Origin of the sequence: Rhodococcus sp. KB6, from assembly GCF_001445685.1 — a bacterium.
Classification (GTDB): Bacteria; Actinomycetota; Actinomycetes; order Mycobacteriales; family Mycobacteriaceae; genus Rhodococcus_F; species Rhodococcus_F qingshengii.
This window is the reverse complement of the sequence record NZ_LNAK01000154.1, coordinates 459,159-484,516: the sequence shown is the minus strand read 5'-3', so window position 1 is coordinate 484,516 and position 25,358 is coordinate 459,159. Positions and strand designations below refer to the sequence as shown.

Below are 25,358 nucleotides of genomic sequence, written 5' to 3'. Positions count from 1 at the left end.
CTCGCCCGGCCATGGCATGACGGTTCGGGCGAAGGATATCCTCGGACGCAGAACGTCTGGTACCCGCCGAGCGGGACTGGAACGAACGAGAGGAATCCGGTGACTTCCTTCGGGATCACTAATGGACCTGCACCTGCGCGATTGACGGTAGGAATTGTCTCAGCAGGCCGGGTCGGAACAGCTGTCGGTGCCGCATTGGAGCGAGCCGGTCATGTTGTCAGCGCTTGCTCCGCCGTCTCCAGCGCCTCGGTTGCCCGCGCTGTGAAGCGGCTTCCCGATACCGAAATTCTTCCGGCTGCCGACGTCGCAGCTCGTTCCGAGTTGCTGATTCTCGCCGTTCCTGACGATCAACTTGCGGATCTTGTTCGAGGTCTGGCGGCCACCCATGCCGTCAAGCCCGGCACGCTCGTCGCCCATACGTCCGGTGCCAACGGGATCGCGATCCTGACTCCACTCACCGAACTGGGCGCACTGCCCCTGGCTATCCATCCGGCGATGACGTTCACCGGTCACGACGAGGACACCGCACGGCTGTCGTCGGCATGCTTCGGAATCACCGCTGCCGACGACATCGGTTACGCGATCGCGCAGTCACTGGTCCTCGAGATCGGCGGCGAGCCCGTCCGAGTGCGCGAGGAGAACCGCGCGCTCTACCACGCCGCACTGGCTCACGGCAGTAATCACCTGGTCACGCTCGTGGTCGACGCCGTCGAGGCCCTGCGAGCGTCGTTGCAAGGTGACGAGCTGCTCGGTCAGCAGTTGGTCGACGGCGATCCGGGTGGAGTGGCCGAGCGAGTCCTGCAGCCGCTGCTGTCGGCGGCCTTGGACAACGCGCTACGACGCGGTCCCTCGGCGTTGACCGGCCCGGTGGCACGCGGCGACGCTGCTGCTGTCGACACACATTTGCGCGTACTGACAGACCTGGATCCGGAGCTCGCTGCCGGCTATCGGGCGATGTCCTTGCGATCGGCCCAGCGGGTGGGCGCCCCCACCGAATTGTTCGACATCTTGACTGAAACGGGAGGTGACCGTCGTGAGTGATCTGCAGGGCGGATACAAGCGCGGCGAACTGACGGTGCACCACGATCCGGACAAGCTTCGGCGCGTCTCGCGGGCACTGCGAGGTGTCGGGCGTCAGGTGGCGCTCGTTCCGACGATGGGTGCGCTGCATGCCGGCCACATCGAACTGGTTCGTCAGGCCAAGGTCACCGGCGCCGTCGTGATCGTTTCCATCTTCGTGAACCCGCTCCAGTTCGGTGCCGGCGAAGATCTGGACGCGTACCCGCGCACTCTCGATGCGGATCTCGACCTGTTGCGCGCCGAGGGCGTCGAATTGGTGTTCGCGCCGAGCGCCAAGACGATGTACCCGCGGGGCCAGCGCACCACCATCGTGCCGGGCCCGTTGGGTAGCGAACTCGAAGGCGGAGCGCGCCCCACTCACTTCGCGGGAATGCTGACGGTAGTGGCGAAGTTGCTGCAGATCGCGGCACCCAATCACGCGTACTTCGGTGAGAAGGACTACCAGCAGCTGACGCTCATCCGTCAGATGGTGTGGGATCTCAACTTCGATGTACAGATCATCGGAGTTCCGACGGTTCGCGAGTTCGACGGTCTCGCGTTGTCCTCTCGCAATCGCTACCTCGACGAGAACCAGCGCGCGGCAGCGGTCGCGCTGTCCGCCGCTCTGATCGCCGGTGCACACGCGGCGGCTGGGGGAGCGGAAGCAATCCTGGAAACCGCACGCGCTGTTCTGGCAGCTGTTCCGGAAATCGAGGTCGACTACCTCGAGGTTCGGGGCGTCGATCTGGGCCCCGCGCCCGAGCGAGGTGACGGTCGACTGTTGGTGGCCGCCAAGCTCGGAACCACCCGTTTGATCGACAACGTCGGTGTCGCGGTGGGAACCGGCTTCCTCGAGCGTGACACCGACCCATCCGCCGACGCCATCGACGACCTGCTGTCTCACTGAGCACTTTTCACGAGTAAGGACCTGGATATGTTTCGCACGATGATGAAGTCGAAGATCCACCGCGCCACCGTGACTCACGCCGACCTGCATTACGTCGGCTCCGTCACCGTCGACCAGGATCTGATGGACGCCGCAGACCTCCTCGAAGGCGAACAGGTGTGCATCGTCGACATCGACAACGGTGCGCGTCTCGAGACGTACGTCATTGCCGGCGAGCGCGGAACCGGTGTCATCGGAATCAATGGTGCGGCAGCGCATCTGGTAAAGCCAGGCGACCTGGTCATCCTCATCGCCTACGGCGTGATGAACGAGCAGGAAGTCAAGGAGTACTCCCCGCGCGTCGTCTTCGTCGATGCCGACAACAAGCAGATCGAACTCGGTTCCGACCCGGCTCACGCGCCGGAGGGTTCGGGTCTGATCACCCCACGCATGCTGTCGACGCTCGAGGCCTCGCGCGAATCCAGCCTGGTGTAATCCATGCTGCTCACGGTCGACGTCCGGAACACCAACATCGTTCTCGGTCTGTTCTCCGGGACTGGTGAGTATTCGAAGCTGTTGCAGGACTGGCGAATGCGAACCGATCCTCGGATGACTGCCGACGAGTTGGCGTTGACCTTCCGTGGGCTGTTGGGTTCTCATGTCGATCAGATCACCGGCGTTGCGGCGCTGTCGACAGTGCCGTCCGTCTTGCGTGAAATCCGTGTGATGCTCGAGCGGTACTGGGGTCACGTTCCCCATGTGGTGGTCGAACCGGGTATTCGCACCGGTGTGCCACTGCTGGTGGACAACCCCAAAGAGGTGGGAGCCGACCGGATCGTCAACAGCCTTGCCGCTCACCATCTTTACGAGGGGCCATGCATTGTCGTGGACTTCGGTACGTCGACCTGTGTCGACGTCGTTTCCGCCAAGGGTGAGTTTCTGGGCGGCTGCATCGCGCCCGGACTCGAGATCTCGACCGATGCCTTGGCGTCGCAGTCCGCTGCGCTGCGCAAGGTCGAATTGGTGCGCCCGCGTTCGGTGGTCGGCAAGAATACCGTCGAATGCATGCAGTCCGGTGCGGTATTCGGCTTTGCGGGCCTCGTCGACGGATTGGTCAACCGCGTCCGCGACGAACTACCGGAGTTCGGTGGTGACGACGTCTCCGTGATCGCGACCGGGGACAGCGCACCGCTGATCATTCCCGAGTCCGACACCATCGATCACCTCGAACGGGACCTCACTCTCGAGGGGCTGAGGTTGGTCTTCGAGCGCAATCAGGCGCGTCGTGGATCCGGTCGACGACCCGTCGCCTGATCGATGGTTTCGTTCCAGCGGTTTCGCGATTGCAAAAGTTATGCCACAATGGTGCTCGTGAATCGCTGCATGGGTGCTCAGGAGTGTTGTCGAGGCTGACCGCTGCCTTGACCAATTCACATTCCTTGGAGCTAGCTCGTGCTATCCACATATTCTGCAGATCTCTCTGTTTTGGCCCCGACTCTTACTGCTGACCGTGCTGTTTCCGCAGGTCGTAGCGCTAACCGTGGGGCGTCCGGACGTCGCCCGAGTGGTGCGTCGTTGCCTACCCGCCTTCGCCCGGCCGATCTGCTGCGTCTGACCGACGAGGGAGCAAACGGCGTGCTCGACGGCCGTTTCGATCACCTCATCCCCGACACCTTCCCGACGCTCGACCGTTGGTCCACCCGCTTGCACGCGGACGACGACGTCGATGTGTGGCTCATCAGTTGGGTGCCCGAACGCAACACCGAATTGCACGACCACGCAGGCTCGTTCGGTGCCTTGACCGTCCTCAGTGGTTCGCTCACCGAATTCCGTTGGGCCGGTGACTCCCTGGTGGAACGCCAGCTCGACGCCGGCGATCAGGCTTCGTTCCCGCTCGGATGGGTTCACGATGTCGTGCGTTCGACGGATGCTCCCGGTGCTCCGATCGAAATCAGCTCTGATGCACCGACTCTGAGTGTTCACGCCTACTCGCCGCCGCTGACGGCAATGTCCTTCTACGAAGTGACGGATCACCGGACACTTCGCCGCACCCGTACCGAGCTGACCGACCTGCCCGAGGGGGGCACCAAATGACCATCGACCAAATGCTCGACGACGCTCGCGCACAGATCGATCGTATGTACGTCTTCCAGCTCACCGAAGCCTTCCACCGCGGCGCGATCTTCGTCGACATTCGCCCGCAGGCGCAGCGCGCCATCGAGGGAACTCTTCCCGGTGCACTCGCGATCGAGCGGAACGTGCTCGAATGGCGCCTCGACCCCACCAGCAGCGCGCACCTCGCGTTGGCCACCGACCACGACGTCGAGTGGGTGATCGTCTGCTCCGAGGGTTACACCTCGAGCCTGGCCGCAGCGTCGTTGCAGCAGTTGGGTCTGCACAAGGCCACCGATCTCGTGGGTGGATACCAGGCGATCAAGGCCGCCGGCCTGCTCGGTGCGCTGAGCGGAGTTCGTCATTGCTCCCGCGAGCTGGCGGCGGTTTCGGCTCATTGAGGTATTTGCTGTGCGCCTTTATTAACCGCGGGCGGTTAATAAAGGCGCACAGCGGGTCTGGCGGTACATCTTCGGGCTCATTCCGTGATGACGGGTGAACGCGGTTGTGAGGGCGAAGGGGCTCGAGTAACCCACTTCTCGCGCGATCGACGACACCGTTCGTGCCGGGTCTGCGAGCAGATCTGCCGCCACGGACAGTCGCCACTCGGTCAGATAGCCGACAGGTCCGAGCCTCATGAGGCTGGTGAACCGGCGCGCGAAGGCCGCTCGCGAACTGCCGGACTCCTGGGCCAGGCTCGCGACCGTCCAGGGGTGTTCCGGCCGATTGTGTATGAGCCGCAAGGCATGCCCAATGATGGGATCCTCGTAGGCCTTGATCCATCGCGGTGATCGATTCGGGTTCTCGGCGAACCAGGTCCGGGCCGCTGAGATCAGGACCAGGTCAAGGAGCCTGTCCAACAACACTTCCTGTCCGGGCCCGTCGGCGGCGATCTGTTGTTCCAGAAGGTTTGTCATCGGCGCGGTTTCGATGCTGCGTCGTACTACCGCGACGGGTGTCAGGCTGTCGAGGATCTGACGGCTGACATAGGAGTCCAAACGGTATGTGCCCGTGAGCATGACGGTCTGACCACTGGTCGAGTTGCCCCAGGTGCGAATGCCGTGAACTGACATGTCCTCGAGTGGTGATCCGTCGACCGCAGCGCAATTCTGTGCTTCGTCGATCAGTACGTGGACTGGTGTGTCCGGGTGATCGGCGACCGTATACGGATCGGGGCCGCGCAGGAGTGCAACGTCGCCGGCCTCGAGATCTTCTGTCTGTCCGGTGTCGGAGACGACGACCGCGCTGCCTCGAACCAGAACCAGCACGGTGATCGGTGCGTGGTCCTCGATACGTAATGACCACGGTGGATCGAGCAGCGAGCGCAGTAGAAAAGCGCCCTCCGCCCGCGATCCGGCCAGCATCATCGACAATGCATCCATGCTTCGACGGTAGACGCTGGCGTATGTTTTTGCGATCTTCGGCTATGGATCGTATTGATGCTCCGCGGTCGAATGAGTGCATGACGACAACAAGCGACATTCAATCGGCAGTAGTGATCGGTGGTACCGGCAAGACCGGTGCGCGCGTTGCGCAGAGGCTGACGGCGGTGGGAATCCGTACCCGAATCGCGTCGAGAACATCCGGGACGCGTTTCGACTGGAACGATCAGGCGACGTGGCAGCCAGCAGTGTCCGGCGTCGACGTGGCATATGTGACGTATGCGCCAGATCTGGCTGTTCCGGAATCGAGCACCCACATCGAGGAGTTCGCGGAGCTTGCGTACCGCGAAGGGGTTCGTCGCATGGTGCTCTTGTCCGGGCGCGGTGAACCGGCGGCGCAGAAAGCCGAGCAGGTTCTCGCCGACAGCGGTCTGGAATGGGCTGTGGTGCGGGCCAGTTGGTTTGCCCAGAACTTCAGTGAGGGGTACCTACTCGATCCGATTCGGGAAGGCCACCTGGCACTTCCGGTCGGTGAGGTGGGGGAGCCGTTCATCGACGTCGACGATCTCGCCGACGTGGCGGTGGCCGCATTGACTCGAACCGACCTCCTCGGCCGAGTTCTCGAGGTGACAGGTCCGGAGTTGCTCACCTTCGCGGCGGCGGTGGATGCGATTTCGACGGCGTCGGGTCGTCTCGTGACATTCGAAAGAATTGGACTCAAACAGTTTTCCGACGGCATGGCGGAGGTCGGCGTCCCGAGTGACGTCGTGGAGTTACTCAGGTACCTGTTTGCCGAGGTTCTCGACGGACGAAATCAAAGTGTGACCGGCGTCGTCGAAGAGGTCCTGGAACGACCCGCTCGAGATTTCACCACTTTTGCCGCCGAGGCTGCCCGAACGGGGGTCTGGTCGTGAAGAAATCCGAGATTTTCTTGGAGCTGCTGCTCGGGGTGACTGCGCTCGGCGCGCTCGTCGCCGGTGGTGCGTTGTTTGCCTTCTCGTCCTTCGTGATGCCCGCTCTGCGGTCGGTCGATGCACATACCGCGATCACGTCGATGCAGGCGATCAACGTCGAAGCGCCGCGTAGTGCGTTGATGCTGCCGCTGGTCGGATCGGCGCTCACCGCGATCGCCGCTGGAATCTGGGCAGCGATCTCCAGACCGGACGGCTGGGTCCTTGCTGTCGTCGGTTGCGTCGGGGTGCTCGCGTCCTTCGCGGTGACCGCGATCTACCACGTCCCTCGCAACGACGCGTTTGCCTCGGTCAGCACTACCGACGCGGCCGCATGGGCGTCGTACGAGGCGGGTTGGACTATGTGGAATCACGTTCGGGTCGGGCTGTACCTGCTGTCGGGAATCGTGCTCGCGGTGGCCGCGGTGCTACCAGCAACAAACGCGGTGGACACGGCCCAGTAGTCTTGTACCCCGTGAGTGATGTAGAAGCCCAGCCAGTCGACGACACCCCCGAGCAGCTCCGTATCCGGCGCGAGAAGCGTGAACGGATCCTCGCGCAGGGGCAGGAGGCGTACCCGGTTTCGGTCGATCGCACCCACACGCTCGCGCAGATCCGCGCGGAGTACCCGGAACTCGAGCCGGACACGGCGACTGGCGTGCTGGTCGGCGTCGTCGGCCGCGTCATCTTCATGCGCAACACCGGCAAGCTGTGCTTCGCGACTCTGCAGGAAGGCGACGGTACCCAGCTGCAGGCCATGATCAGCCTCGCCGGCGTCGGCGAAGAGGCACTGGCTGCCTGGAAGTCCGACGTCGACCTCGGCGACTTCGTCTTCATCCACGGTGAGGTCATCAGCTCCCGTCGCGGCGAGCTCAGCGTGATGGCCGACGCGTGGCAGATCGCGTCCAAGTCGCTGCGCCCCCTGCCGGTTGCTCACAAGGAAATGAGCGAAGAGTCCCGGGTGCGTCAGCGCTACGCGGATCTGATCGTTCGTCCCGAGGCTCGGGACAACGCCCGCAAGCGCGTCGCAGTTGTCCGTGCGCTGCGCAATGCACTCGAGAGCCGCGGCTTCCTCGAGGTCGAGACGCCGATGCTGCAGACGCTGCACGGCGGCGCGGCAGCTCGCCCGTTCGTCACGCACTCGAACGCCCTCGACATCGACCTGTACCTGCGTATCGCGCCGGAACTGTTCCTCAAGCGTTGCGTCGTCGGCGGTATCGAGAAGGTCTTCGAGATCAACCGCAACTTCCGCAACGAGGGAGTCGACTCCACTCACTCGCCCGAGTTCGCGATGCTCGAGACGTACGAGGCCTACGGCACGTACGACGATTCCGCGAAGATGATTCGTGAACTCGTCCAGGAAGTTGCGCAGGAAGCATTCGGCACGCAGGTCCTCACCCTCGCCGACGGTTCCGAGTACGACGTCAGTGGCGAGTGGCAGGTTCTCGAGATGTACCCGTCGCTGTCGGCTGCCATCGGCACCGAGGTCACGCCGGATACGACGGTCGACGAGCTTCTCGCTCTGGCGGAGAAGGTCGGCCTCGAGGTTCCCAAGGACAAGGGTTACGGCCACGGCAAGCTCGTCGAGGAGTTGTGGGAACACCAGTGCGGCGATCAGCTGTACGTGCCGACGTTCGTCCGTGACTTCCCGGTCGAGACGTCGCCCCTGACCCGTGATCACCGCAGCAAGAAGGGTGTCACCGAGAAGTGGGACCTCTACATCCGCGGATTCGAATTGGCGACCGGCTACTCCGAACTGGTCGACCCGGTCATCCAGCGTGAGCGCTTTGTCGACCAGGCGCGCCTCGCGTCGGCAGGCGACGACGAAGCGATGGTGCTGGACGAGGAGTTCCTCGCCGCGATGGAACAGGGCATGCCGCCGACCACCGGCACCGGCATGGGAATCGATCGACTGCTGATGGCTTTGACTGGTCTCGGTATTCGCGAGACGATCCTCTTCCCGATCGTTCGTCCGTCCGCTCGCTAGCTTTACTTCGATCAAGGTTCGGCCGCACATGTTGCGGCTGAACCTTTTTCAGTTGGGGCGCTCCCAAGGTATTCGATAGTTCCCAACGACATTCGCCTGCGGCAAAGGATTCATCCATGCGCGGTCGCCCGAGTTTCGGACTTACGAATTGTTGCGATGATTTGGTCGATCGTGCCCTGGTTGAGTGCGTCAGGTAGTCCCTGATCCGACTGGACAAGGAAGACCATGACCTCGGCTGTGGAGTATCCGGGTGTGGTGACGACATCGAATTGTGCTGAGGGCGGATCGCATTCGTTGTCCGCCGGGATATTTGTGACGGTTGCGGTGTACCGGATCGCAGGGCGTCCGGAGATGGTGAAATTCGTGGGTCCGCCGTAAGCGATACTGGCGAGAGTGCTGTTCTTGGAGGCGAAGATTGCGCTCGGTAGAGGTCTTTTCTCGAGCCGTCGTCTGTCATGATTCCCCCGTCTGGATGCATCCCCCGATGCGTCGCGAGGAGTGTATCGGCACTGTCCTTGTCGCAAGACAAGTCGACCGGCATACCCGGCGGCGAGAAGTCCCAATCATCCTGACGAGCCAAGACAGGACGTTTGTCCAGGTGCTATTGTCGCTGCTTATCGAAGGATCTGGGGAGGAATGGTCGTGGTGAAAAAGGTTGTTGTCACGATGGTTGACGATCTGGACAAAAAATCGCCCGCGGACGAAACTGTGGAGTTTTCCGTCGACGGAGTTGCTTACGAAATCGATCTCACCGCCGCCCACGCCGCGGAACTGCGCGATGCACTGAAAAAGTGGATTCCTCATGCGAGAAAGTCGAATTCCGCCAAATCAGTCAACGGAGCGGTGACCAAATCCCGTCCCGTTGCGGACCGCGATCAGAGTGCCGCCATCCGCGAATGGGCCAAGGGTGCCGGCTTCGAGATTTCGGCCCGCGGTCGTATTTCCACCGAGGTGCGCCGAGCCTACGAAAAGGCCGTCTGAAATGGATCGCGAATGGATTCGGGCGCATTTTGCCGAAACGGATTGATAACGCGTTCTAGTTTGTTAGCGTCTGCACGGTTCGCATCTCTCGTAGAGGAGTCGGTCGTGCACAGAAACAGGTTGTTCGGGGGCGTGGTTCTTGCCGCTCTGATGCTCGTCGGGTTCACCTCCGTGGCTTCGGCTCAGGCCCCGTTGCCCGTGCCCAATGCCTTCCTTGCCGGTGTTCCTCAGGAGTTGGGAAATCCTGGCGGTTCAGCTCCTGGATCCAATGACTTTTCGTGTAAACCGACTGCCGAACATCCCAATCCGGTTGTGCTCGTTCACGGAACGGGTGGAAACAGGCAGACCAACTGGGCCACCTATGCGCCGTTGCTCGCCAACGAGGGCTACTGCGTCTTCGCGCTGACATACGGCAACTTCCCCGAGCAGCCGTGGCCGTTGTCGGCCATCGGTGGAATGCAGGAAATTCCTTCCAGCGCAGCGCAATTGTCGAATTTTGTCGATCAAGTACTTGATGCCACGGGTGCTACATCGGTAGATCTGATCGGACATTCCCAGGGCACCATCATCAACGGGTACTACGCGAAGTTCCTCGGTGGTGCCGACAAAGTGGACAACATCGTCTCGGTGGCGTCGCTGTGGAAGGGAACGCTCGGAAACGAGCAGGCAAGTGTCGGCCGCAGCCTTCGCGAACTCGGGGTATCCGAGGCAGCGCAGGCCGGATTCCCGATCTGCAAGGCATGTCTGAACATGGGGGCAGGCTCGGAGTTCATCGAAAATCTCCGTGCGGGAGGCGTTTACGCGCCGGGTGTTCACTATACGAACATCACGACCCGCTACGACGAACTGGTGCTGCCGTATACAAATGGGCTGGAGCCTGGGCCGAACGCCACCAACATCGTCGTCCAGGACGGTTGTGAGCAAGACATCTCCGATCACCTCGCCATCGCGGCATCGCTGCGCGCCGCGACTTTTGCTCTCAATGCACTCGACCCCGCGCATCAGCGGCCGGTACCGTGCAACTCGGTATTGCCCGTCGTGGGTTGATCACTATGCGGAGGCCTTCGGTGGGGATTCGAACATGCGTGGGCGCTCTCGCTGTGGCGGGAGCCGTGGCCGTGTCCGCGCCGTCTCTTGCGTCGGCGAACGAACCTCTTCCCGTTCCGTCCGGTTTCCTCAGCGGAATCGCCCTCGAAGCGACCAGCCCGGGCGGATCGGCCCCTGGCACCAACGACTTCTCGTGCACGCCTTCCGCTGCTCATCCTGATCCCGTCGTCCTGGTGCACGGGACGGCGGCCAACCGTCAGACCAATTGGGGCGTACTCGCACCCGTACTAGCCAACGAGGGATACTGCGTTTTTGCGCTCACCTTCGGGAATCGAACGGACCAGCCGTGGCCGATTTCCGCAGCCGGCGGTCTCGCACCACTCGGAGACAGCGCAGGGCAGCTGTCGGACTTCGTCGACGACGTTCTCTCTGCGACGGGTGCCTCGAAGGTCGACCTGATCGGGCACTCCCAGGGGACGACGGTCAGTGCCTACTACGCCAAGTTCCTCGGCGGTGACACGCACGTTTCCAAGATCGTCTCCATCGCTCCGTTGTGGGACGGCTCGGAGGTCGGCCCGCCGGAAGGCGTCGGGGGACCGGATTTCGACAACGCCAGCTTCGTCACCGAACTGCGCGACGCGGGCGTCTACTCCGATGACGTCGAGTACACCAACATCGTGACTCGGTTCGATCAAGTGGTCGTTCCGTACAGCAGCGGAATACTGGCCGCGTCGAACGCGTCGAACATAGTTGTTCAGGACGGTTGCGAGCAGGACCTGTCGGATCACATCGCGCTGGTGGCGTCGCAGCGAACGGCGACTCTGACGCTCAACGCGCTGGATCCGTCGAATCCGCGTGAGGTGCCGTGCGCTCGGGTACTCCCGATATTCGGCTGATCAGGCGTCGAAAATCGCTGTTCGCTTCAGGCGTACAGGAACCGGGAAACGATTCCCTCAGCTGCGACGTTGTGAACGGTAAGCAGTCCGGCTTCCGCCGCCAATCGGGTGGAGGAGCAGCAGGTGGACTTCGCGCCCTCTAGAGTAATAAGTGGGGTCGTGCAACCTTTGTCGATTCGTGGACGTCAGTCCGCTGACCGGCGAGGCGATCAGTCTGTAGTGCCGGAGCGAAACGCGGCGACCAGGGACGAGACATCCGGTCTCGAACCTGCCCGCCGGAGAGTGTGAGGGAGAGCGATGTTCGAGAGGTTCACCGATCGCGCGCGGCGCGTTGTTGTCCTGGCTCAAGAAGAAGCCAGGATGCTCAACCACAACTACATCGGCACGGAGCACATCCTTCTCGGCCTCATTCACGAGGGCGAAGGTGTCGCAGCCAAGTCGTTGGAGTCGTTGGGTATCTCCCTCGAGGGAGTCCGCAGCCAGGTCGAGGAGATCATCGGCCAGGGCCAGCAGGCTCCGTCCGGTCACATCCCCTTCACACCGCGCGCCAAGAAAGTCCTCGAGCTGAGTCTGCGCGAAGCGCTGCAGCTCGGACACAACTACATCGGTACGGAGCACATCCTGCTCGGTCTCATCCGTGAGGGTGAGGGCGTAGCAGCCCAGGTTCTGGTCAAGCTCGGTGCCGATCTCAACCGCGTCCGCCAGCAGGTCATCCAGCTGCTGTCGGGCTACCAGGGCAAGGAGCCCACCGAAACCGGTGGCACTCGCGGAGAGGCCGGCACGCCGTCCACCTCGCTCGTGCTCGACCAGTTCGGTCGCAACCTGACGCAAGCTGCCCTCGAAGGCAAGCTGGACCCGGTCATCGGCCGCTCGAAGGAAATCGAGCGCGTCATGCAGGTTCTCTCGCGTCGTACCAAGAACAACCCGGTTCTCATCGGTGAACCCGGTGTCGGTAAGACCGCTGTGGTCGAGGGCCTGGCTCAGGCAATCGTCAACGGCGAGGTCCCCGAGACCCTCAAGGACAAGCAGCTGTACACGCTCGACCTCGGGTCGCTCGTGGCCGGCAGCCGTTACCGCGGTGACTTCGAAGAGCGCCTGAAGAAGGTTCTCAAGGAGATCAACACCCGCGGCGACATCATCCTGTTCATCGACGAGCTGCACACCCTCGTGGGTGCGGGCGCGGCCGAGGGCGCTATCGACGCGGCCTCCATCCTCAAGCCCAAGCTTGCTCGCGGTGAGCTGCAGACCATCGGTGCCACCACGCTCGACGAGTACCGCAAGTACATCGAGAAGGATGCTGCCCTCGAGCGTCGTTTCCAGCCCGTTCAGGTGGGCGAGCCGACCGTCGAGCACACCATCGAGATCCTCAAGGGTCTTCGTGACCGCTACGAGGCTCACCACCGTGTCTCCATCACGGACGGTGCTCTCGTGGCAGCGGCGACGCTGGCCGACCGCTACATCAACGACCGCTTCTTGCCGGACAAGGCGATCGACCTCATCGACGAGGCGGGCGCGCGAATGCGCATCCGTCGGATGACTGCACCGCCGGACCTGCGCGAATTCGACGATCGCATCGCCGACGCGCGTCGCGAGAAGGAGTCCGCGATCGACGCGCAGGACTTCGAGAAGGCTGCGAACCTGCGTGACAAGGAGAAGACCCTCGTTGCTCAGCGCGCTGAGCGTGAGAAGCAGTGGCGTGCGGGCGACCTGGACGTCATTGCCGAGGTCGACGACGAGCAGATCGCCGAGGTTCTGGGCAACTGGACCGGTATCCCCGTCTTCAAGCTCACCGAGGAGGAGACCACTCGTCTGCTCCGCATGGAAGAGGAACTGCACAAGCGGATCATCGGCCAGGAAGAGGCGGTCAAGTCCGTCTCGAAGGCGATCCGTCGTACGCGTGCAGGTCTGAAGGATCCCAAGCGTCCCTCGGGCTCGTTCATCTTCGCCGGCCCGTCCGGTGTCGGTAAGACGGAGCTCGCGAAGTCGCTCGCCAACTTCCTGTTCGGTGACGACGACGCTCTGATCCAGATCGACATGGGCGAGTTCCACGACCGCTTCACCGCTTCGCGTCTGTTCGGTGCCCCTCCCGGGTACGTCGGATACGAAGAGGGCGGCCAGCTCACCGAGAAGGTGCGCCGCAAGCCGTTCAGCGTCGTGCTGTTCGACGAGATCGAGAAGGCACACCAGGAGATCTACAACACCCTCCTGCAGGTGCTCGAGGACGGCCGTCTCACCGACGGTCAGGGACGTACCGTCGACTTCAAGAACACGGTGCTGATCTTCACGTCCAACCTCGGTACGTCTGACATCTCCAAGGCAGTCGGCCTGGGCTTCAGCTCGGGAACGGGCACGGAGTCGAACTACGAGCGCATGAAGCTCAAGGTTCACGACGAGCTGAAGAAGCACTTCCGTCCCGAGTTCTTGAACCGTATCGACGACATCGTCGTCTTCCATCAGCTCACGAACGAGCAGATCGTTCAGATGGTCGACCTGATGCTCGCTCGCGTCGAGGCGGCACTCAAGAACAAGGACATGGCCATGGAGGTCACCGACAAGGCCAAGTCGCTTCTGGCCAAGCGCGGATTCGATCCGGTACTGGGTGCACGACCGCTGCGTCGCACCATCCAGCGCGAGATCGAGGACCAGATGTCCGAGAAGATCCTCTTCGGAGAGATCGGACCCGGCCACATCGTGCTCGTCGACGTCGAGAACTGGGACGGCGAAGGCTCGGGCGAGGACGCGAAGTTCACGTTCACGCCTACCAAGAAGCCGATCGACGTGCCGGACGCACCGCCGATCGAGCTGACCAAGGCCGGCGAAAGCGAAAGCGCAGCAGAGTAGTACAGCAGAGTAGGTAACGAACGGGCGGCACCTCACCGGTGCCGCCCGTTTCGTGTATCACGGGAGAGGGCGTACACATGAACGACATCGAACTGGGTCACCTGCGTCGTTGCGTCGAATTGGCAACGGAAGCATTGGATGCGGGCGACGAACCTTTCGGTTCCGTCCTGGCAGCGGCCGACGGAACATTTCTGGCGGAAGATCGAAACCGGATCGCGGGCGGCGACAACACTCGCCACCCCGAGTTCGAGCTGGCTCGGTGGGCGGCTCAGTACCTGACGCCAGAAGAGCGTTCGACGGCAACGGTGTTCACCTCGGGAGAGCACTGCGCGATGTGTTCGGCCGCGCACGCGTGGGTGGGCCTCGGACGTATCGTCTACATCTGCTCTTCGGCTCAACTCGGCGACTGGCTCGCGGAGTGGGGTGTGTCCCCGGCGCCGGTGAAGTCTCTGTCCGTCAACGAGGTTGCGCCGAACGTCCCGGTCGAAGGCCCGGTGCCGGAGTTGGTTCCGCTGGTGCGAGAACTGCATCGGAAGTTGCATTCGCCGAGCGCTTGACGGGCACACACAAACGGGCGGCACCTCGCTGGAGGTGCCGCCCGTTTGCGTGTGAAGTCAGGAAACTGCGTCGACCGCTCGAACCTTCTCTCGCAGTTCACCCTTGACGACCTTGCCGCTTGCATTGCGCGGCAGCGCTTCCACGACGACGATGTCCTTCGGGTGCTTGTAGCGCGCGAGACGATCGTTGAGGAAGCTGCTCAGCTCCTCGATGGTCAGGTCCACGGCTGAACCTGGCGCCATCGCGACGATCGCTACGGGCACCTCGCCCCACTTGGCGTCGGGGCGGCCGACGACGGCCGCTTCGACGATCAATTCGTGTTCGTAGAGGACGTTTTCCACCTCCGCGCAGTAGATGTTCTCTCCGCCGGAGATGATCATGTCCTTCTTGCGATCCACGACGTAGACGAAGCCTTCGTCGTCGACTCGAACGAGATCGCCGGAGTGGAACCATCCACCGTGGAAGGCGTCAGCGGTGGCGGTGGGGTTGTTCCAGTATTCGCTCATCATCGTGGGCCCGCGGTAGACGATTTCACCGATTTCACCGGGCGCCACGTCGTCCATGTTCTCGTCGACGACCCTGGCCGAGATGGTCGGGATGACCCGACCGACGGATCCGAGCTTACGAATCGCATCCTCGCCGTCGAGAACGCAAGTGATGGGCGACATCTCGGTCTGACCGAAGACCGCGACATTGAATGCGTCCGGGAAGGTTTCGGCCATTGCCCGCAGGATCGTGTCGGACGACGGTGCGGCGCCCCACGAGATGTTCTTCAGCGACAGTGCTCGCGGTTGCGCCTTCTGTACGGCGCACACGGCCTGCCATTGCACGGGCACGAGGAACAAGCTGGTGACCTTCTCGGCTTCCAGAATGTCGAGTAGTTGACCCGGGTCGAATGCGCCGACCGGATGGATCACCGTGGTCGTGCCGAGTTGCAGGCTCGGCGCTATGGAACCGAGGGCTGCGATGTGGAACATGGGCGACGCGCAGAAGCCGATGGAATCGGCATTGAACAGGTGGAAGGCCCTGATACAGGTCAATGCTTGCGAAGACAGGTTGGAGTGGGAGAGCACCGAGCCCTTGGGGCGACCGGTGGTTCCCGAGGTGTACATGATGAGTGCAGGAGTGTCGTCCGGGATGTCGACGAACGCGTGCGACTCGCCCTCTTCGCTGATCAAGTCCTCGTAATTCAGGCTGTCACCCTCGGCGGGGGCGCCTACGGTGATGGAGATGTCGATACCCCCGGACGCGGCTCGCGCAGCTCCGGCCAACGGAGCCAACGGTCCTTCGGCGACAATGACTTTGGAGCCGGAGTCGTTTACCAGATAAGCGACCTCGGGTGGTGTCAGACGGAAGTTCACCGGAACAGCGATGGCGCCCAGTGCGTTGGTCGCGAGCACGACCTCGAGGTATTCGGGGCGGTTGAGCATCAGGATGAGCACGCGGTCGCCGAAGCTGACGCCGCGTCGGGCAAGAGCGTCCGCCAGCTTCTCGACGCGTGCGTCGAGGGTGCCCCAGGTGATGGAATCGCCCAGGAATCGCAGTGCGGTGCGATCGGGAATCATCTGCGCATGCCTGGCGATCTGATTGTTCCAGTTGGTGCGGCGTGAACGCTGCGCCTCGGAGACTGCATCGGTGGAGGCCATCGATGGGTTCCTCTCATGCGTGGGTGATTGTGTGACTCAGGCTACAGTGAGCCGTCGATTCGTACAGTGGTTTTGTTAACGAAAATTCGCAGTGATTACTTGAAGTGGGGCGCGCGTTTCTGCAGCATCGCCATCGCGCCTTCTTTGAAGTCCTCGCCAGTGAGAAGTTCTGCCTGACCGGTATTTTCGAGCTCCAGCGCAGCATCGAGGCGGTCCAGTGTCACCGCATTGAGTGCGCGCTTGGTGAGTTCGAGGGCGCGTCGGGGAGCCTTCGACGTGCGATCGACGACGGAGTCGACGAGTGCGTCGAACGCGTTGTCGGCGACGGTGCGGGACACGAGCCCGAATCGCTCTGCGTCCTCGGCGGAAACTCGCTCGCCCAGCAATGCCATCTCGGCCGCTCGGGCGCGTCCGATCGCTGCCGGTACCAACGCACTGGCGCCGCCGTCGGGCATCAGACCGATGTTGACGAAGGAGAGGAGGAAATAGGCGCTCGATGCGGCGTACGTCAGGTCCGCGGCTAGAGCGATGGACACGCCGACGCCGGCGGCCGGGCCGTTGACCGCGGCGATCACCGGGACCGGGGCGCTGGTGATGGCGCGAATCAGCGACGTCGCCGCATCCATGACGACTTTCGGGTCTGCGGGGTTGACGGCCGCTGCGGCGAGGTCGGCTCCGGTGCAGAACGCTCGACCGGATCCGGTGATGACGATGGTGCGAACGGCCGGGTCTGCGCCGCCGTCGTGGACGGCAGCTGCGAAAGCAGTCATCGTGGGCAGATCGATCGCGTTCATCCGCTTCGGGCGGTCGAAGGTCAATCGCAGTACACCGTCGGTGATTTCGGAGCGAAAGCCCGTCTCGGCGGTGGCGGTCATGCCGCGCTCACAGCGGTGACGAATCCGGAAAGCCGTGAGGTGATGAGGTGTTCGGCCTCCGAGACCATGCGGTCGATCATGTCGGCGACGGTCGGGATGTCGTTGATCAATCCTTGGCTCTGTCCGGCGGACCAGATGCCTGCATCGAGGTCGCCGTCCTCGAAGACCTTGCGTCCGCGGGCTCCGGCTACCAGATGCTGAATGTCGCTGAACTGCGCGTCGCCACGTGCTTCGATGTCGACGACCTCGGCACTGATCGCATTCGCGGCTACGCGCGCGGTGTTGTGAAGGGTCCGGAAGATGAGCTTGGTGTCGCGTTCGGTGTTTGCGACAATCTGCTCTTTAACCGATTGTGCGACAGGGGATTCCACGGTACACATGAAGCGAGTTCCCATGTTGACGCCGTCTGCTCCGAGCGCAAGCGCCGCGACGAGTCCACGTGAATCTGCGATTCCGCCTGAAGCGATCACCGGAATCGTGAGTTGCTGCGTGGCCGCCGGAATCAGAATGAGCCCTGGTATGTCGTCCTCGCCTGGGTGCCCGGCGCATTCGAAGCCGTCGATGCTGACGGCGTCGACGCCCAGTCTCTCGGCTTTGACCGCATGTCGAACTGCAGTGCACTTGTGGATAACCTTCACGCCCGCGTCCTTGAAATGCGGAAGATGATCGATCGGATTGGAACCGGCGGTTTCGACGATCTTGATCCCGGATTCGATGATCGCCTGGCGGTATTCGGCGTACGGCGGCGGCGTGATCGACGGCAGAATAGTGAGATTGACGCCGAAAGGCTTGTCGGTGAGATCGCGGGTTCGAGCAATTTCCTTGACGAGGTCTTCCGGTGTGGGTTGAGTGAGGCCCGTCAAGAACCCGAGGGCGCCGGAATTTGCCGTGGCCGCAACAAGTTCTGCCCGTCCCACCCACATCATGCCCCCTTGCACGATGGGATGGTCAACGCCGAACATTTCGGTGAAGCGAGTGCGAATCATTTGCTCACAACTACTTTCTTACGGTCGGTCATTCGGCATCGAACCCTCTTGCAGGCGAAGAAGACCTCACGCCGCAGGGAACGAGCCCGCCAGCGGACTACGTGCGAGGTTATGCGAATCGTCACTAACATAACACCGCTGAGAGAGCGGGTGTCAAGACTCTTTTTCCGGAATCCGTCCGCCGCTACAACTGCGTTGTAGGGTTTCGGGTGAAGCAGTACCGGGCGCGAATTGCGACCTTCGCGACGGTTAACATGATCCGTTCGGACTCGCGCCCGTGGAAGTGCGGTGCAGCGGACGAAGGCAGTGCAAGAGAAAGCAACGGAAGTGGAGGGTCAGGTGCCCGGACAGACACGCGTCTCCGTGCGTGGCAGCGACCCTGCACCACGGACGCGTCCGAAGAATCGGAAGGCACAAATCGCGGCCGCTGCTGCGGAAGCATTCAGCGAACGTGGCTACCATGCGGTGGGTATCGACGAGATCGCAGCGAAGGTCGGAATTTCCGGTCCGGCCCTCTATCGTCATTTCCCCACGAAATACGCGCTGTTCGTCTACACCGTGAACAACCTGACGCAGGCGTTGTTGGATGCCAGCGATCCAGCTGTGCACGGAAACGAAAATCCACGCGAGCAGTTGAACTCCACGATGGTGGGTGTCATCCGCGCGACGATCGAGAATCGGCGTCGGGGAGGGCTCTACCGATGGGAGGGCAGGTACCTGGTCGACGAGGATCGTGAGCAATTGCGGGTGGGAATGCGCACGCTCAATCTTCGGATCGCCGAGCCGCTGGCAGCGGTTCGTCCGGAACTCGACCCGGCGGATGTAGAACTCATCGCGCCCGCCGTGCTCAGTGTGATCGCCAGTATCACCGGTCATCGATCCGCGTTGTCCGCCAAGCAGATCGAAGCGCTGATTCTTGCGGCATGCTGGTCCGTCATCGGCGTCGAATTGCCCGCTGCCGAGGAGGACGGCGCGAGGGCAGGGGCGTCCGAACGCAAAACAGGCCTCGTACGGACGTCGAAACGTGAAGTGCTGCTTCAGGAAGCAGTGTTGCTGTTCTATCAGCGCGGCTACCACGACGTGAGCATCGAGGAGATCGGTGCCGCGGCGGGTATCAACGCGTCGAGTGTGTATCGGCACTTCGCGAGCAAGGCCGACCTTCTTGCTGCGGCCTTCCACCGTGCGTCCGATCGTCTGACTATGACGTTGGGCTCGGCGTTGGCTGAGTCGGAGACTCCTCTCGCGGCCGTCGAGACGTTGGCGAAGATGTACGTCGAGGTTTCGTTCGGAACCAGCGAACTGTTGGCCGTGTACTTTGCCGAGATCGGCAGCTTGCCGGATCGATCACGGACCGAGTTGCGCAACATTCAGCGTTTGAACGTCGAGGAGTGGGCGCACTTGTGTGTCGAGGCGCGTCCGGAGTTGACGATCGTCCAAGCGCGGTTCCTCGTTCACGCGGCGCTCGGACTGGTCTTCGACATCGGCCGAATCGTGCACTTTTCCTCGGAGAACTCCGCGCAGGCCCGCGTCGAGAAACTGCTGTCCGCGACGCTCCTCAGGTAGTCCCGCCCGAAACAGTAGGTGTGACTTCACGTATCGCGGGTAGGTTCGTGATCGCAAGGCGTTCACCGAATCATGTGAAGACGGAAGTAGGGACAGCAATGCCAACTCGTACCGCACGCACCGCCTGGAACGGCACCCTCGAGGCCGGATCGGGACAGGTGGAACTCACCAGCTCGGGCGTCGCCACCTTCGACGTGTCGTTCCCCAAGCGCGCAGCTGAGGAGGCCGGCGGAACCACCAGCCCCGAGGAACTCATCGCCGCGGCGCATTCGTCCTGCTACGCGATGCAGTTGTCGGCCCTGATCGCCGAGGCCGGCGGGACCCCCCAGAGCCTCGACATCACCGCGGACGTGTCACTCGGCCCCGACACGGTCGGATTCAAGCTCACCGGAATCAAGCTCACCGTTCGCGCCGAGGTCGACGGCCTCGACGCCGACGGTTTTGCCAAGGTTGCCCAGGCGGCCAAGGAAACCTGCCCGGTCAGCAAGGCACTGACCGGCGTCGACATCACGTTGGATGCGGCCCTGGACTGATCATCTCGCGCTCGGGCGCCCCCTCCGGCGCCCGAGTGCGGTGGTGTGTGACGACCAGATAGCTCGCGAACAGGATCGGGAGCACCCACAGGTCCGAGGGATCGCGATAGACCAGGATCGGCAAGAGATCTCCGCGGAATCCTCCTGCGGTCAGGCGGAGAAACCCGATCACCCACTCGTATGCGTCGCCGATCGGCGATATCACCTTCACGGCGGCGAAGCCGATCCCCGTGACTGCGATGGACCAGGCGATCGCTGCTCGCCCCACCAGACTTCGCCTGAGCACCTCGAGAACCGAGAGCAGAAGCAGGGGAAGCAGGAACACACCGGCAACGTCGGACAGCTTGCCCGTCATCGTGTTCCCGAATGCCCCTTTGAGTACGTGGTCGTTGATCAAGATGACGGCCACCGAGACCAGTGCCCACGGATTCAGCAGCAGATCGCCCGGACGGTTCACGACAGGTTGATGGTTGCCGAGCCGGACGAGAACAGATCGCACTTGAACTGAAGGCGCAGACCGGTGGCGGCTTCGGGGACCTCGTACGCCAATTCGCCTCGTTTGGCAGCGCCCGGCGCGAGCTCTCCGTCGACACTCGAAGTGCTGCTGTCGGTGAACGTGATGTTGTACGACTTGTTTGCCGAGTCCTGCAGTTCGAAGCACATCATCGACGAGACCGTCGACGGCTTGTCACTGTTGTTGGTGACCTCGGTGTCGACCACGACGTAGCGGTTTCCGGGATCAGCGGTGATGAACTGATTGGTCGAGACGTAGGGATCGACGACGCCGTGTACCTGGACGCGCCAGTCGCCCAGTTCGACGACGTCACCGATTCCGAAGGCGGCCGCAGGTGCGGCGGAAGAACCGTTGTCGTCGACCTTCTTCGCTTCGTCGGTCTCGCCCGAGGCGATGGTTGCGAACAGGGCTGCGCCGACGGCGAGGAGGGCGAGGGGAGTGCGGAGTGATCGCATGATGTGCGCCTTTCGAGAGTTGGTATGGCACAAGTCAACGATGTGAGGACTGCTCACCGCTTCGGTCGAAAGATCGGTCCGCCTCATCCTTTCGGTCGGAGCCTGGCGGTTCGTCCACCCGTTCGGCTGATTCGAGGCGTCGGTGGCGGTGGATACGCTTGCTCGGTGATCACCACCAAAGGGACCGTTGTGCGACGACGCGTATGGACTACCGCCGCTGTCGCGTTCAGCCTTTTCTGTTCCTTCATGACGGTGGGCATCGCAGGCGCGTCGGGAAATATGCCACCGGTATTGGTCGGTATCGGGTTCGTCCTGGGCGTGGCCGGTGGGATATCGCTTGTGTGGCGCCATCAGTATCCCTGGGTGGTTCTGGCGATCACGCTGGTCGGCCCGTTGTTCTTCCCCACCGATGCGACGGCGGCGCTCATCGCATTGTTCGCCGTTGCTCGGATCGCGCGTGGGCCTCGGCTTGCTGCCGCTGCGGCAGCTGTCTTCGTCGCGTGCGGAATTTCGTTGACCTACGACGCTTTTCGCAATCGTGAGTACTCCGTTCTCACGATGGGAACGATGAAACCCAAGGACGGTTCGGCGGTTGTTCAATACGACGTCGCCATCTGGATCCCGTGGCTCGTCGCAGCCGTCATGGTCGGCATCGTCGTGGCGCTCTCGCTCCTGATTCGGACCAGAACCGAACTCGTCGAGGCAGAGCACGTACGGGATCTTGCCACCGAGAAAACAGACGTGATGCGCGACGAGATGATTCGCACCGAGGAACGAACGCGGATCGCGCGCGACATGCACGACACGATCGCGGCCAGTCTGAGCCGGATTTCGTTGTTCGCCGGTGGGTTACAGGTCAGCGCGGCAGACAATCCCGAGAAGGTCGTCAACACCGCTGCGATGATCAGAACCACCGCGCACGAGGCTTTGGACGAATTGAAGGGAATCGTCGGAGTGCTCAGGGGAAGCGGAGATCGCCGCGAACACGGCGGGCACCAGGGGATCGACGCGATCGGCGATCTGGTCAACGGTGCACGCGCCGCGGGCATTCACTGCCGTCTCGAATCGGAGTTGCTCCCGGGTGATGTCGGAATGTTGGCGGGGCACGTCTGTTATCGCGTCGTTCAGGAATCGTTGACCAACGTCCAGAAGTACGCGAGCGACCAGATGCTCGTCATTTCGGTGACCGGGTCGCCGCACGACGGAATTCGTATCCTCGCACGCAACAAGCTGAGCGAGCTTGCACCCATGACGTCGATCGGTTCGCGGTCCGGCTTACGCGGGTTGGCCGAACAGGCAAGAGAAATCGGCGGCAAGGTGGAGGCAGGCGCGCTGGGGGACGATTTCCTCGTCAGTTGCTGGGTGCCCTGGTCGTCGTAACCCTCCCACCCTCCGACTGTCGGGGGCTCTGGGTAATCTGAGCGCACTATGGACGCTGACTCGCGCATCACAGTTTTGATCGTCGACAACGACGCCTGGGTTCGGCGCGGAATGAAGGACATCCTGGAAGCAGCGCCGGACATCGTGGTGGTTGCCGAGGCCGAGGACGGCGATCAGGTCGCAGCCAAAGTCACTCGGTTTCGTCCGCACGTGGTGCTGATGGATCTGAAGATGGCACGGGTCGGTGGCTTGGAGGCCACCCGAGAGTTGATGACCATGAGCAATCCGCCGAAGGTCATTGCGATGACCGCCTTCGACGTCGACGACATGGTCGTGCAGGCGGTCGAGGCGGGCGCGCACAGTTTTCTGAGCAAGGACGCGGCCCCACAGGCGTTCCAGCAGGCAGTACGGGTGGTGGCGTCGGACCACTCGTTGTTCAGCTCCGATTCTCTACGTGCCATCGTGGCCTCGGCGCCGCGTCGGCAAGCACCCGACCTGACTCCCCTCGCTTCGCTCACTGAGCGTGAGCGCGAAGTGCTGACAATCCTGGCGACAGGCGCGGCCAACAGCGTCATCGCGGAGCGGCTGTACCTCGGTGAGACCACCGTCAAGACGCATATCTCCTCGTTGTTCGCCAAGCTCGGTGTGCCCAACCGGGTGAGTGCGTCGTTGATCGCGTTCCGGTGTGGTCTGGTCACGTGATTCTGTGACCTCGTGACGCGAGCCGGGACTAATCCCGGCCCTGTTCGTTGTTGCACCTTCGGTGACTGATCAAATCGTGATTGACCAAGACGTGACCATCGAAGTGTGGTCTGACGTCGCTTGTCCGTGGTGCTACATCGGAAAGACCAGGTTCCTTTCGGCTCTGGATCGTTTCGAGAACAAGGACCGCGTCAACGTCATCTGGCGCTCGTACCAGCTCGCTCCGGAGACCCCGGTGGGAGAGGGACGAACCGAACTCGACGCCTTGGTCGAGATGAAGGGGATGGCGCCTGAACAGGTACGTCAGATGTTCGCCCACGTCAGCGCGACGGCAGCCGAGGTCGGCTTGACCTTGGACTTCGACACCGTGATCGCCGCCAACACCTTTGATGCGCACAGGTTGCTGCATCTCGCGGGTGAGCGGCAGAACGAACTCCTCGAAGCGCTGTTCAAAGCGCACTTCAGCGACGGCAAGGTGATCGACGACCGTGAGGTGCTGGTCGAGCTGGCCGTGAGCGTCGGCCTCGACGCCGACGTCGTGCGCGAGCAACTGGGCTCCGATGCCGCAGCCGAGGCTGTTCGCGAAGATCTGTCCATGGCCCGCCAACTGCAGGTCAGCGGCGTTCCGTTCTTCGTCGCCAACCGTGCGGTCGCAGTATCCGGCGCTCAACCCGAAGAGGTGTTTCTGCAGTTGCTTACTCAGGCCTCCGAACCGGCCTGAGTAAGGCGAGCGGCACGAACTGCCGGGGCGTTCGAGAACGGCAACAGATGTGCACCGTCGTCGGGGCAGGAAAGCGTGACGTGCGCTGCATCGACGAACCGGTACGGCTGCGCTGCAACAACTCCGGCAAGGTTCTTGCGCAGACGCGACATCTCGGCCCGCGCGGTCACCGTGCGGGCCGGGTCACCGAAAAGATCCTGCGCCAACCGCGATGCGGTCAGCCCACGCCTCTCGGATCCGAGGAGAAACAGAATCTCCGCATGCCGCTGGGTCGGGGAGTAGGCCCATTCGCCCAACCCCGACGTGACGGTCACCGACATGTTCTCGGAATCGCGCAGATCGATATGCACCGTGGGCGCACTGATTTTCTCGCCGGTGACGATCGGCCGGACCACCCACCCGCCGGGAAGTGGATCCAGTTCGCACAGACCCAAAGCGGGGAACCACGTCCTGCCGGGAGCCAAAGCCGCGGGGAGCAGCACGCGCGAGCGATGAGGTAGCGCATCGACCGCCGCTACCCAGCCATGAGTATCGATCACCAATGCCGGTGATCCGCTACGTGCAAGCATCGGCCCTGCAACAGAACGCAATTGATCGAGATTGTCCCGATGCTTGTCGCGTAGGTGTGATTGCGCGAGGCGTGCGACGGCGTCGACCAGAGCGAGTGTGGTGGGGTGGACGGTCTTGGCGGGACCACTGATGTCGACGACGCCGATGACACGGTCGTCCCGCGGATCGCGGATGGGTGCCCCCGCGCAGGTCCACGGATGATGGCTGCGCGCATAGTGTTCCGCCGAGAAGATCTGAACCGCCTGTCGTGACACCAATGCCGTTCCGATGGCGTTGGTGCCGACGCTGTCCTCGGCCCAGTTCGCACCCTCGACAAATCCCAGACGCGCAGCTTGGTCCAGTACTCGATGGGACCCGCTGCGCCACAGTACAGTTCCGCGAAGATCTGCGACGACCATGATGTTCTCACCGCTCGCGGTAACTGATTCGAGTCCACGCGTCACGTCGTCGAGCACGTCGTACAGTCCGGACTCACGACGACGGAGATCGAGTTCGGCGACGTCCATGGACGGTTCGACCCGGTTGTGTTCGGGGTCGATACCTAACTCGCGCAGGCGTTGCCACGATTGGCGGACCACGTCCCTGGGGCGGGCCGGTGCGCGGTCTCCGGCCATCGTCGCGTCGTACACCGCGGCGAGGGTCCTCGCGTAGTCGCGAGGATCCTCGCCGGGCGGCATCGCGGGCTCGGGCAACCGCTTTTTCAGCGAAGATACC

General features: G+C 62.6%; 26 protein-coding genes. 19 read left to right on the top strand and 7 right to left on the bottom strand.

Translation table 11 applies throughout. The annotated features are described in order from the left end of the window. The first annotated feature begins 99 nt into the window (after positions 1-99). From ASU23_RS29650 to ASU23_RS29625, 6 genes are all read left to right on the top strand, one after another. Positions 100-1,041 (top strand): Rossmann-like and DUF2520 domain-containing protein, encoded by a 942-nt coding sequence (locus ASU23_RS29650; RefSeq protein ID WP_003945822.1) that lies wholly within the window; start codon positions 100-102, stop codon positions 1,039-1,041. Further along, positions 1,034-1,966 (top strand): pantoate--beta-alanine ligase, encoded by a 933-nt coding sequence (panC, locus tag ASU23_RS29645; protein ID WP_003945953.1) that lies wholly within the window; start codon positions 1,034-1,036, stop codon positions 1,964-1,966. The genes ASU23_RS29650 and panC overlap by 8 nt, the downstream gene beginning before the upstream one ends. A 27-nt stretch (positions 1,967-1,993) precedes the next feature. After that, the gene (panD, locus tag ASU23_RS29640; protein ID WP_003945761.1) at positions 1,994-2,440 is read left to right on the top strand and encodes an aspartate 1-decarboxylase; all 447 of its coding nucleotides are present in this window, start codon (positions 1,994-1,996) and stop codon (positions 2,438-2,440) included. A 3-nt stretch (positions 2,441-2,443) separates the two neighbouring features. Continuing rightward, entirely contained in the window at positions 2,444-3,259 is an 816-nt protein-coding gene (locus ASU23_RS29635) for a type III pantothenate kinase (protein ID WP_007726991.1), read from the top strand. A gap of 261 nt (positions 3,260-3,520) precedes the next feature. After that, positions 3,521-4,039 carry a cysteine dioxygenase family protein gene (locus ASU23_RS29630; RefSeq protein WP_058039264.1) on the top strand — a complete coding sequence of 173 codons (519 nt, stop codon included), beginning with the start codon at positions 3,521-3,523 and terminating at the stop codon, positions 4,037-4,039. Further along, positions 4,036-4,458 (top strand): rhodanese-like domain-containing protein, encoded by a 423-nt coding sequence (locus ASU23_RS29625; protein WP_003945445.1) that lies wholly within the window; start codon positions 4,036-4,038, stop codon positions 4,456-4,458. Before ASU23_RS29630 ends, ASU23_RS29625 begins: the two co-directional genes overlap by 4 nt. Before the next feature lie 21 nt (positions 4,459-4,479). Here the strand turns inward: ASU23_RS29625 and ASU23_RS29620 are convergent, their stop codons facing one another. After that, complete coding sequence (locus tag ASU23_RS29620; protein ID WP_058039263.1) at positions 4,480-5,439, bottom strand: AraC family transcriptional regulator; 960 nt, start codon at positions 5,437-5,439, stop codon at positions 4,480-4,482. Positions 5,440-5,519: 80 nt separating this feature from the next. On the opposite strand from ASU23_RS29620, the gene ASU23_RS29615 reads away from it, so the two are divergent. The 8 genes from ASU23_RS29615 (at position 5,520) to ASU23_RS29580 (ending at position 14,698) form a co-directional block, all read left to right on the top strand. After that, on the top strand, positions 5,520-6,353 hold the full coding sequence (locus ASU23_RS29615) for an NAD(P)H-binding protein (RefSeq protein WP_042451954.1): 834 nt from the start codon (positions 5,520-5,522) through the stop codon (positions 6,351-6,353). Next, a complete protein-coding gene (locus tag ASU23_RS29610; protein WP_054826783.1) occupies positions 6,350-6,853 on the top strand; it encodes a DUF1772 domain-containing protein in 504 nt (167 codons plus the stop codon). Before ASU23_RS29615 ends, ASU23_RS29610 begins: the two co-directional genes overlap by 4 nt. Positions 6,854-6,864: 11 nt before the next feature. Then, entirely contained in the window at positions 6,865-8,376 is a 1,512-nt protein-coding gene (lysS, locus tag ASU23_RS29605) for a lysine--tRNA ligase (RefSeq protein ID WP_003945834.1), read from the top strand. A 642-nt stretch (positions 8,377-9,018) separates the two neighbouring features. Continuing rightward, a complete protein-coding gene (locus ASU23_RS29600) occupies positions 9,019-9,357 on the top strand; it encodes an Lsr2 family protein (protein WP_003945673.1) in 339 nt (112 codons plus the stop codon). Positions 9,358-9,507: 150 nt separating this feature from the next. Further along, a complete protein-coding gene (locus ASU23_RS29595) occupies positions 9,508-10,404 on the top strand; it encodes a triacylglycerol lipase (RefSeq protein WP_047269726.1) in 897 nt (298 codons plus the stop codon). 38 nt (positions 10,405-10,442) lie between these two features. Next, on the top strand, positions 10,443-11,300 hold the full coding sequence (locus ASU23_RS29590) for a triacylglycerol lipase (RefSeq protein ID WP_058039262.1): 858 nt from the start codon (positions 10,443-10,445) through the stop codon (positions 11,298-11,300). 297 nt (positions 11,301-11,597) lie between these two features. Further along, entirely contained in the window at positions 11,598-14,141 is a 2,544-nt protein-coding gene (locus tag ASU23_RS29585; protein WP_003945604.1) for an ATP-dependent Clp protease ATP-binding subunit, read from the top strand. 77 nt (positions 14,142-14,218) lie between these two features. After that, positions 14,219-14,698, top strand: a complete 480-nt coding sequence (locus ASU23_RS29580) for a nucleoside deaminase (protein ID WP_054825400.1) — start codon at positions 14,219-14,221, stop codon at positions 14,696-14,698. Positions 14,699-14,755: 57 nt separating this feature from the next. Here ASU23_RS29580 and fadD5 read toward each other — a convergent pair whose 3' ends face one another. From fadD5 to ASU23_RS29565, 3 genes are all read right to left on the bottom strand, one after another. Next, complete coding sequence (gene fadD5, locus ASU23_RS29575) at positions 14,756-16,345, bottom strand: fatty-acid--CoA ligase FadD5 (RefSeq protein WP_058039261.1); 1,590 nt, start codon at positions 16,343-16,345, stop codon at positions 14,756-14,758. 95 nt (positions 16,346-16,440) lie between these two features. Continuing rightward, entirely contained in the window at positions 16,441-17,220 is a 780-nt protein-coding gene (locus ASU23_RS29570) for an enoyl-CoA hydratase (protein WP_058039260.1), read from the bottom strand. Next, positions 17,217-18,206: a nitronate monooxygenase family protein gene (locus ASU23_RS29565; RefSeq protein ID WP_019746804.1), complete on the bottom strand. Its 990-nt coding sequence runs from the start codon at positions 18,204-18,206 to the stop codon at positions 17,217-17,219. The genes ASU23_RS29570 and ASU23_RS29565 overlap by 4 nt, the downstream gene beginning before the upstream one ends. Positions 18,207-18,545: 339 nt before the next feature. On the opposite strand from ASU23_RS29565, the gene ASU23_RS29560 reads away from it, so the two are divergent. Continuing rightward, positions 18,546-19,769 (top strand): TetR/AcrR family transcriptional regulator, encoded by a 1,224-nt coding sequence (locus ASU23_RS29560; protein WP_253741536.1) that lies wholly within the window; start codon positions 18,546-18,548, stop codon positions 19,767-19,769. Between the two features lie 98 nt (positions 19,770-19,867). Then, on the top strand, positions 19,868-20,302 hold the full coding sequence (locus ASU23_RS29555) for an OsmC family protein (RefSeq protein ID WP_007726950.1): 435 nt from the start codon (positions 19,868-19,870) through the stop codon (positions 20,300-20,302). Here ASU23_RS29555 and ASU23_RS29550 read toward each other — a convergent pair. Then, positions 20,277-20,759, bottom strand: a complete 483-nt coding sequence (locus ASU23_RS29550; RefSeq protein WP_042923589.1) for a hypothetical protein — start codon at positions 20,757-20,759, stop codon at positions 20,277-20,279. The two genes, ASU23_RS29555 and ASU23_RS29550, sit on opposite strands and share 26 nt — an antisense overlap. Continuing rightward, positions 20,756-21,271, bottom strand: coding sequence for a DUF4352 domain-containing protein (locus tag ASU23_RS29545; protein WP_003945701.1), 516 nt, complete (start codon positions 21,269-21,271; stop codon positions 20,756-20,758). Before ASU23_RS29545 ends, ASU23_RS29550 begins: the two co-directional genes overlap by 4 nt. A 24-nt stretch (positions 21,272-21,295) precedes the next feature. On the opposite strand from ASU23_RS29545, the gene ASU23_RS29540 reads away from it, so the two are divergent. The 3 genes from ASU23_RS29540 (at position 21,296) to ASU23_RS29530 (ending at position 24,074) form a co-directional block, all read left to right on the top strand. Continuing rightward, positions 21,296-22,651 carry a sensor histidine kinase gene (locus tag ASU23_RS29540; RefSeq protein ID WP_054781748.1) on the top strand — a complete coding sequence of 452 codons (1,356 nt, stop codon included), beginning with the start codon at positions 21,296-21,298 and terminating at the stop codon, positions 22,649-22,651. A 48-nt stretch (positions 22,652-22,699) separates the two neighbouring features. Further along, positions 22,700-23,353, top strand: a complete 654-nt coding sequence (locus tag ASU23_RS29535) for a response regulator transcription factor (RefSeq protein ID WP_042451934.1) — start codon at positions 22,700-22,702, stop codon at positions 23,351-23,353. A 91-nt stretch (positions 23,354-23,444) separates the two neighbouring features. Next, on the top strand, positions 23,445-24,074 hold the full coding sequence (locus ASU23_RS29530) for a DsbA family protein (protein WP_228232432.1): 630 nt from the start codon (positions 23,445-23,447) through the stop codon (positions 24,072-24,074). Here ASU23_RS29530 and ASU23_RS29525 read toward each other — a convergent pair. After that, complete coding sequence (locus tag ASU23_RS29525; RefSeq protein WP_058039317.1) at positions 24,053-25,321, bottom strand: GAF domain-containing protein; 1,269 nt, start codon at positions 25,319-25,321, stop codon at positions 24,053-24,055. The genes ASU23_RS29530 and ASU23_RS29525 overlap by 22 nt on opposite strands. Between the last annotated feature and the right edge of the window lie 37 nt (positions 25,322-25,358).

Coding starts and splice junctions, on each gene's coding strand:
- panD (WP_003945761.1), top strand. CDS start 1,994: ATGTTTCGCACGATGATGAAGTCGAAGATCCACCGCGCCACCGTGACT.
- ASU23_RS29635 (WP_007726991.1), top strand. CDS start 2,444: ATGCTGCTCACGGTCGACGTCCGGAACACCAACATCGTTCTCGGTCTG.
- ASU23_RS29625 (WP_003945445.1), top strand. CDS start 4,036: ATGACCATCGACCAAATGCTCGACGACGCTCGCGCACAGATCGATCGT.
- ASU23_RS29620 (WP_058039263.1), bottom strand. CDS start 5,439: ATGGATGCATTGTCGATGATGCTGGCCGGATCGCGGGCGGAGGGCGCT.
- ASU23_RS29615 (WP_042451954.1), top strand. CDS start 5,520: ATGACGACAACAAGCGACATTCAATCGGCAGTAGTGATCGGTGGTACC.
- ASU23_RS29595 (WP_047269726.1), top strand. CDS start 9,508: ATGCTCGTCGGGTTCACCTCCGTGGCTTCGGCTCAGGCCCCGTTGCCC.
- ASU23_RS29585 (WP_003945604.1), top strand. CDS start 11,598: ATGTTCGAGAGGTTCACCGATCGCGCGCGGCGCGTTGTTGTCCTGGCT.
- ASU23_RS29580 (WP_054825400.1), top strand. CDS start 14,219: ATGAACGACATCGAACTGGGTCACCTGCGTCGTTGCGTCGAATTGGCA.
- fadD5 (WP_058039261.1), bottom strand. CDS start 16,345: ATGGCCTCCACCGATGCAGTCTCCGAGGCGCAGCGTTCACGCCGCACC.
- ASU23_RS29570 (WP_058039260.1), bottom strand. CDS start 17,220: ATGACCGCCACCGCCGAGACGGGCTTTCGCTCCGAAATCACCGACGGT.
- ASU23_RS29565 (WP_019746804.1), bottom strand. CDS start 18,206: ATGATTCGCACTCGCTTCACCGAAATGTTCGGCGTTGACCATCCCATC.
- ASU23_RS29555 (WP_007726950.1), top strand. CDS start 19,868: ATGCCAACTCGTACCGCACGCACCGCCTGGAACGGCACCCTCGAGGCC.
- ASU23_RS29545 (WP_003945701.1), bottom strand. CDS start 21,271: ATGCGATCACTCCGCACTCCCCTCGCCCTCCTCGCCGTCGGCGCAGCC.
- ASU23_RS29540 (WP_054781748.1), top strand. CDS start 21,296: ATGGCACAAGTCAACGATGTGAGGACTGCTCACCGCTTCGGTCGAAAG.
- ASU23_RS29535 (WP_042451934.1), top strand. CDS start 22,700: ATGGACGCTGACTCGCGCATCACAGTTTTGATCGTCGACAACGACGCC.
- ASU23_RS29525 (WP_058039317.1), bottom strand. CDS start 25,321: ATGCCGCCCGGCGAGGATCCTCGCGACTACGCGAGGACCCTCGCCGCG.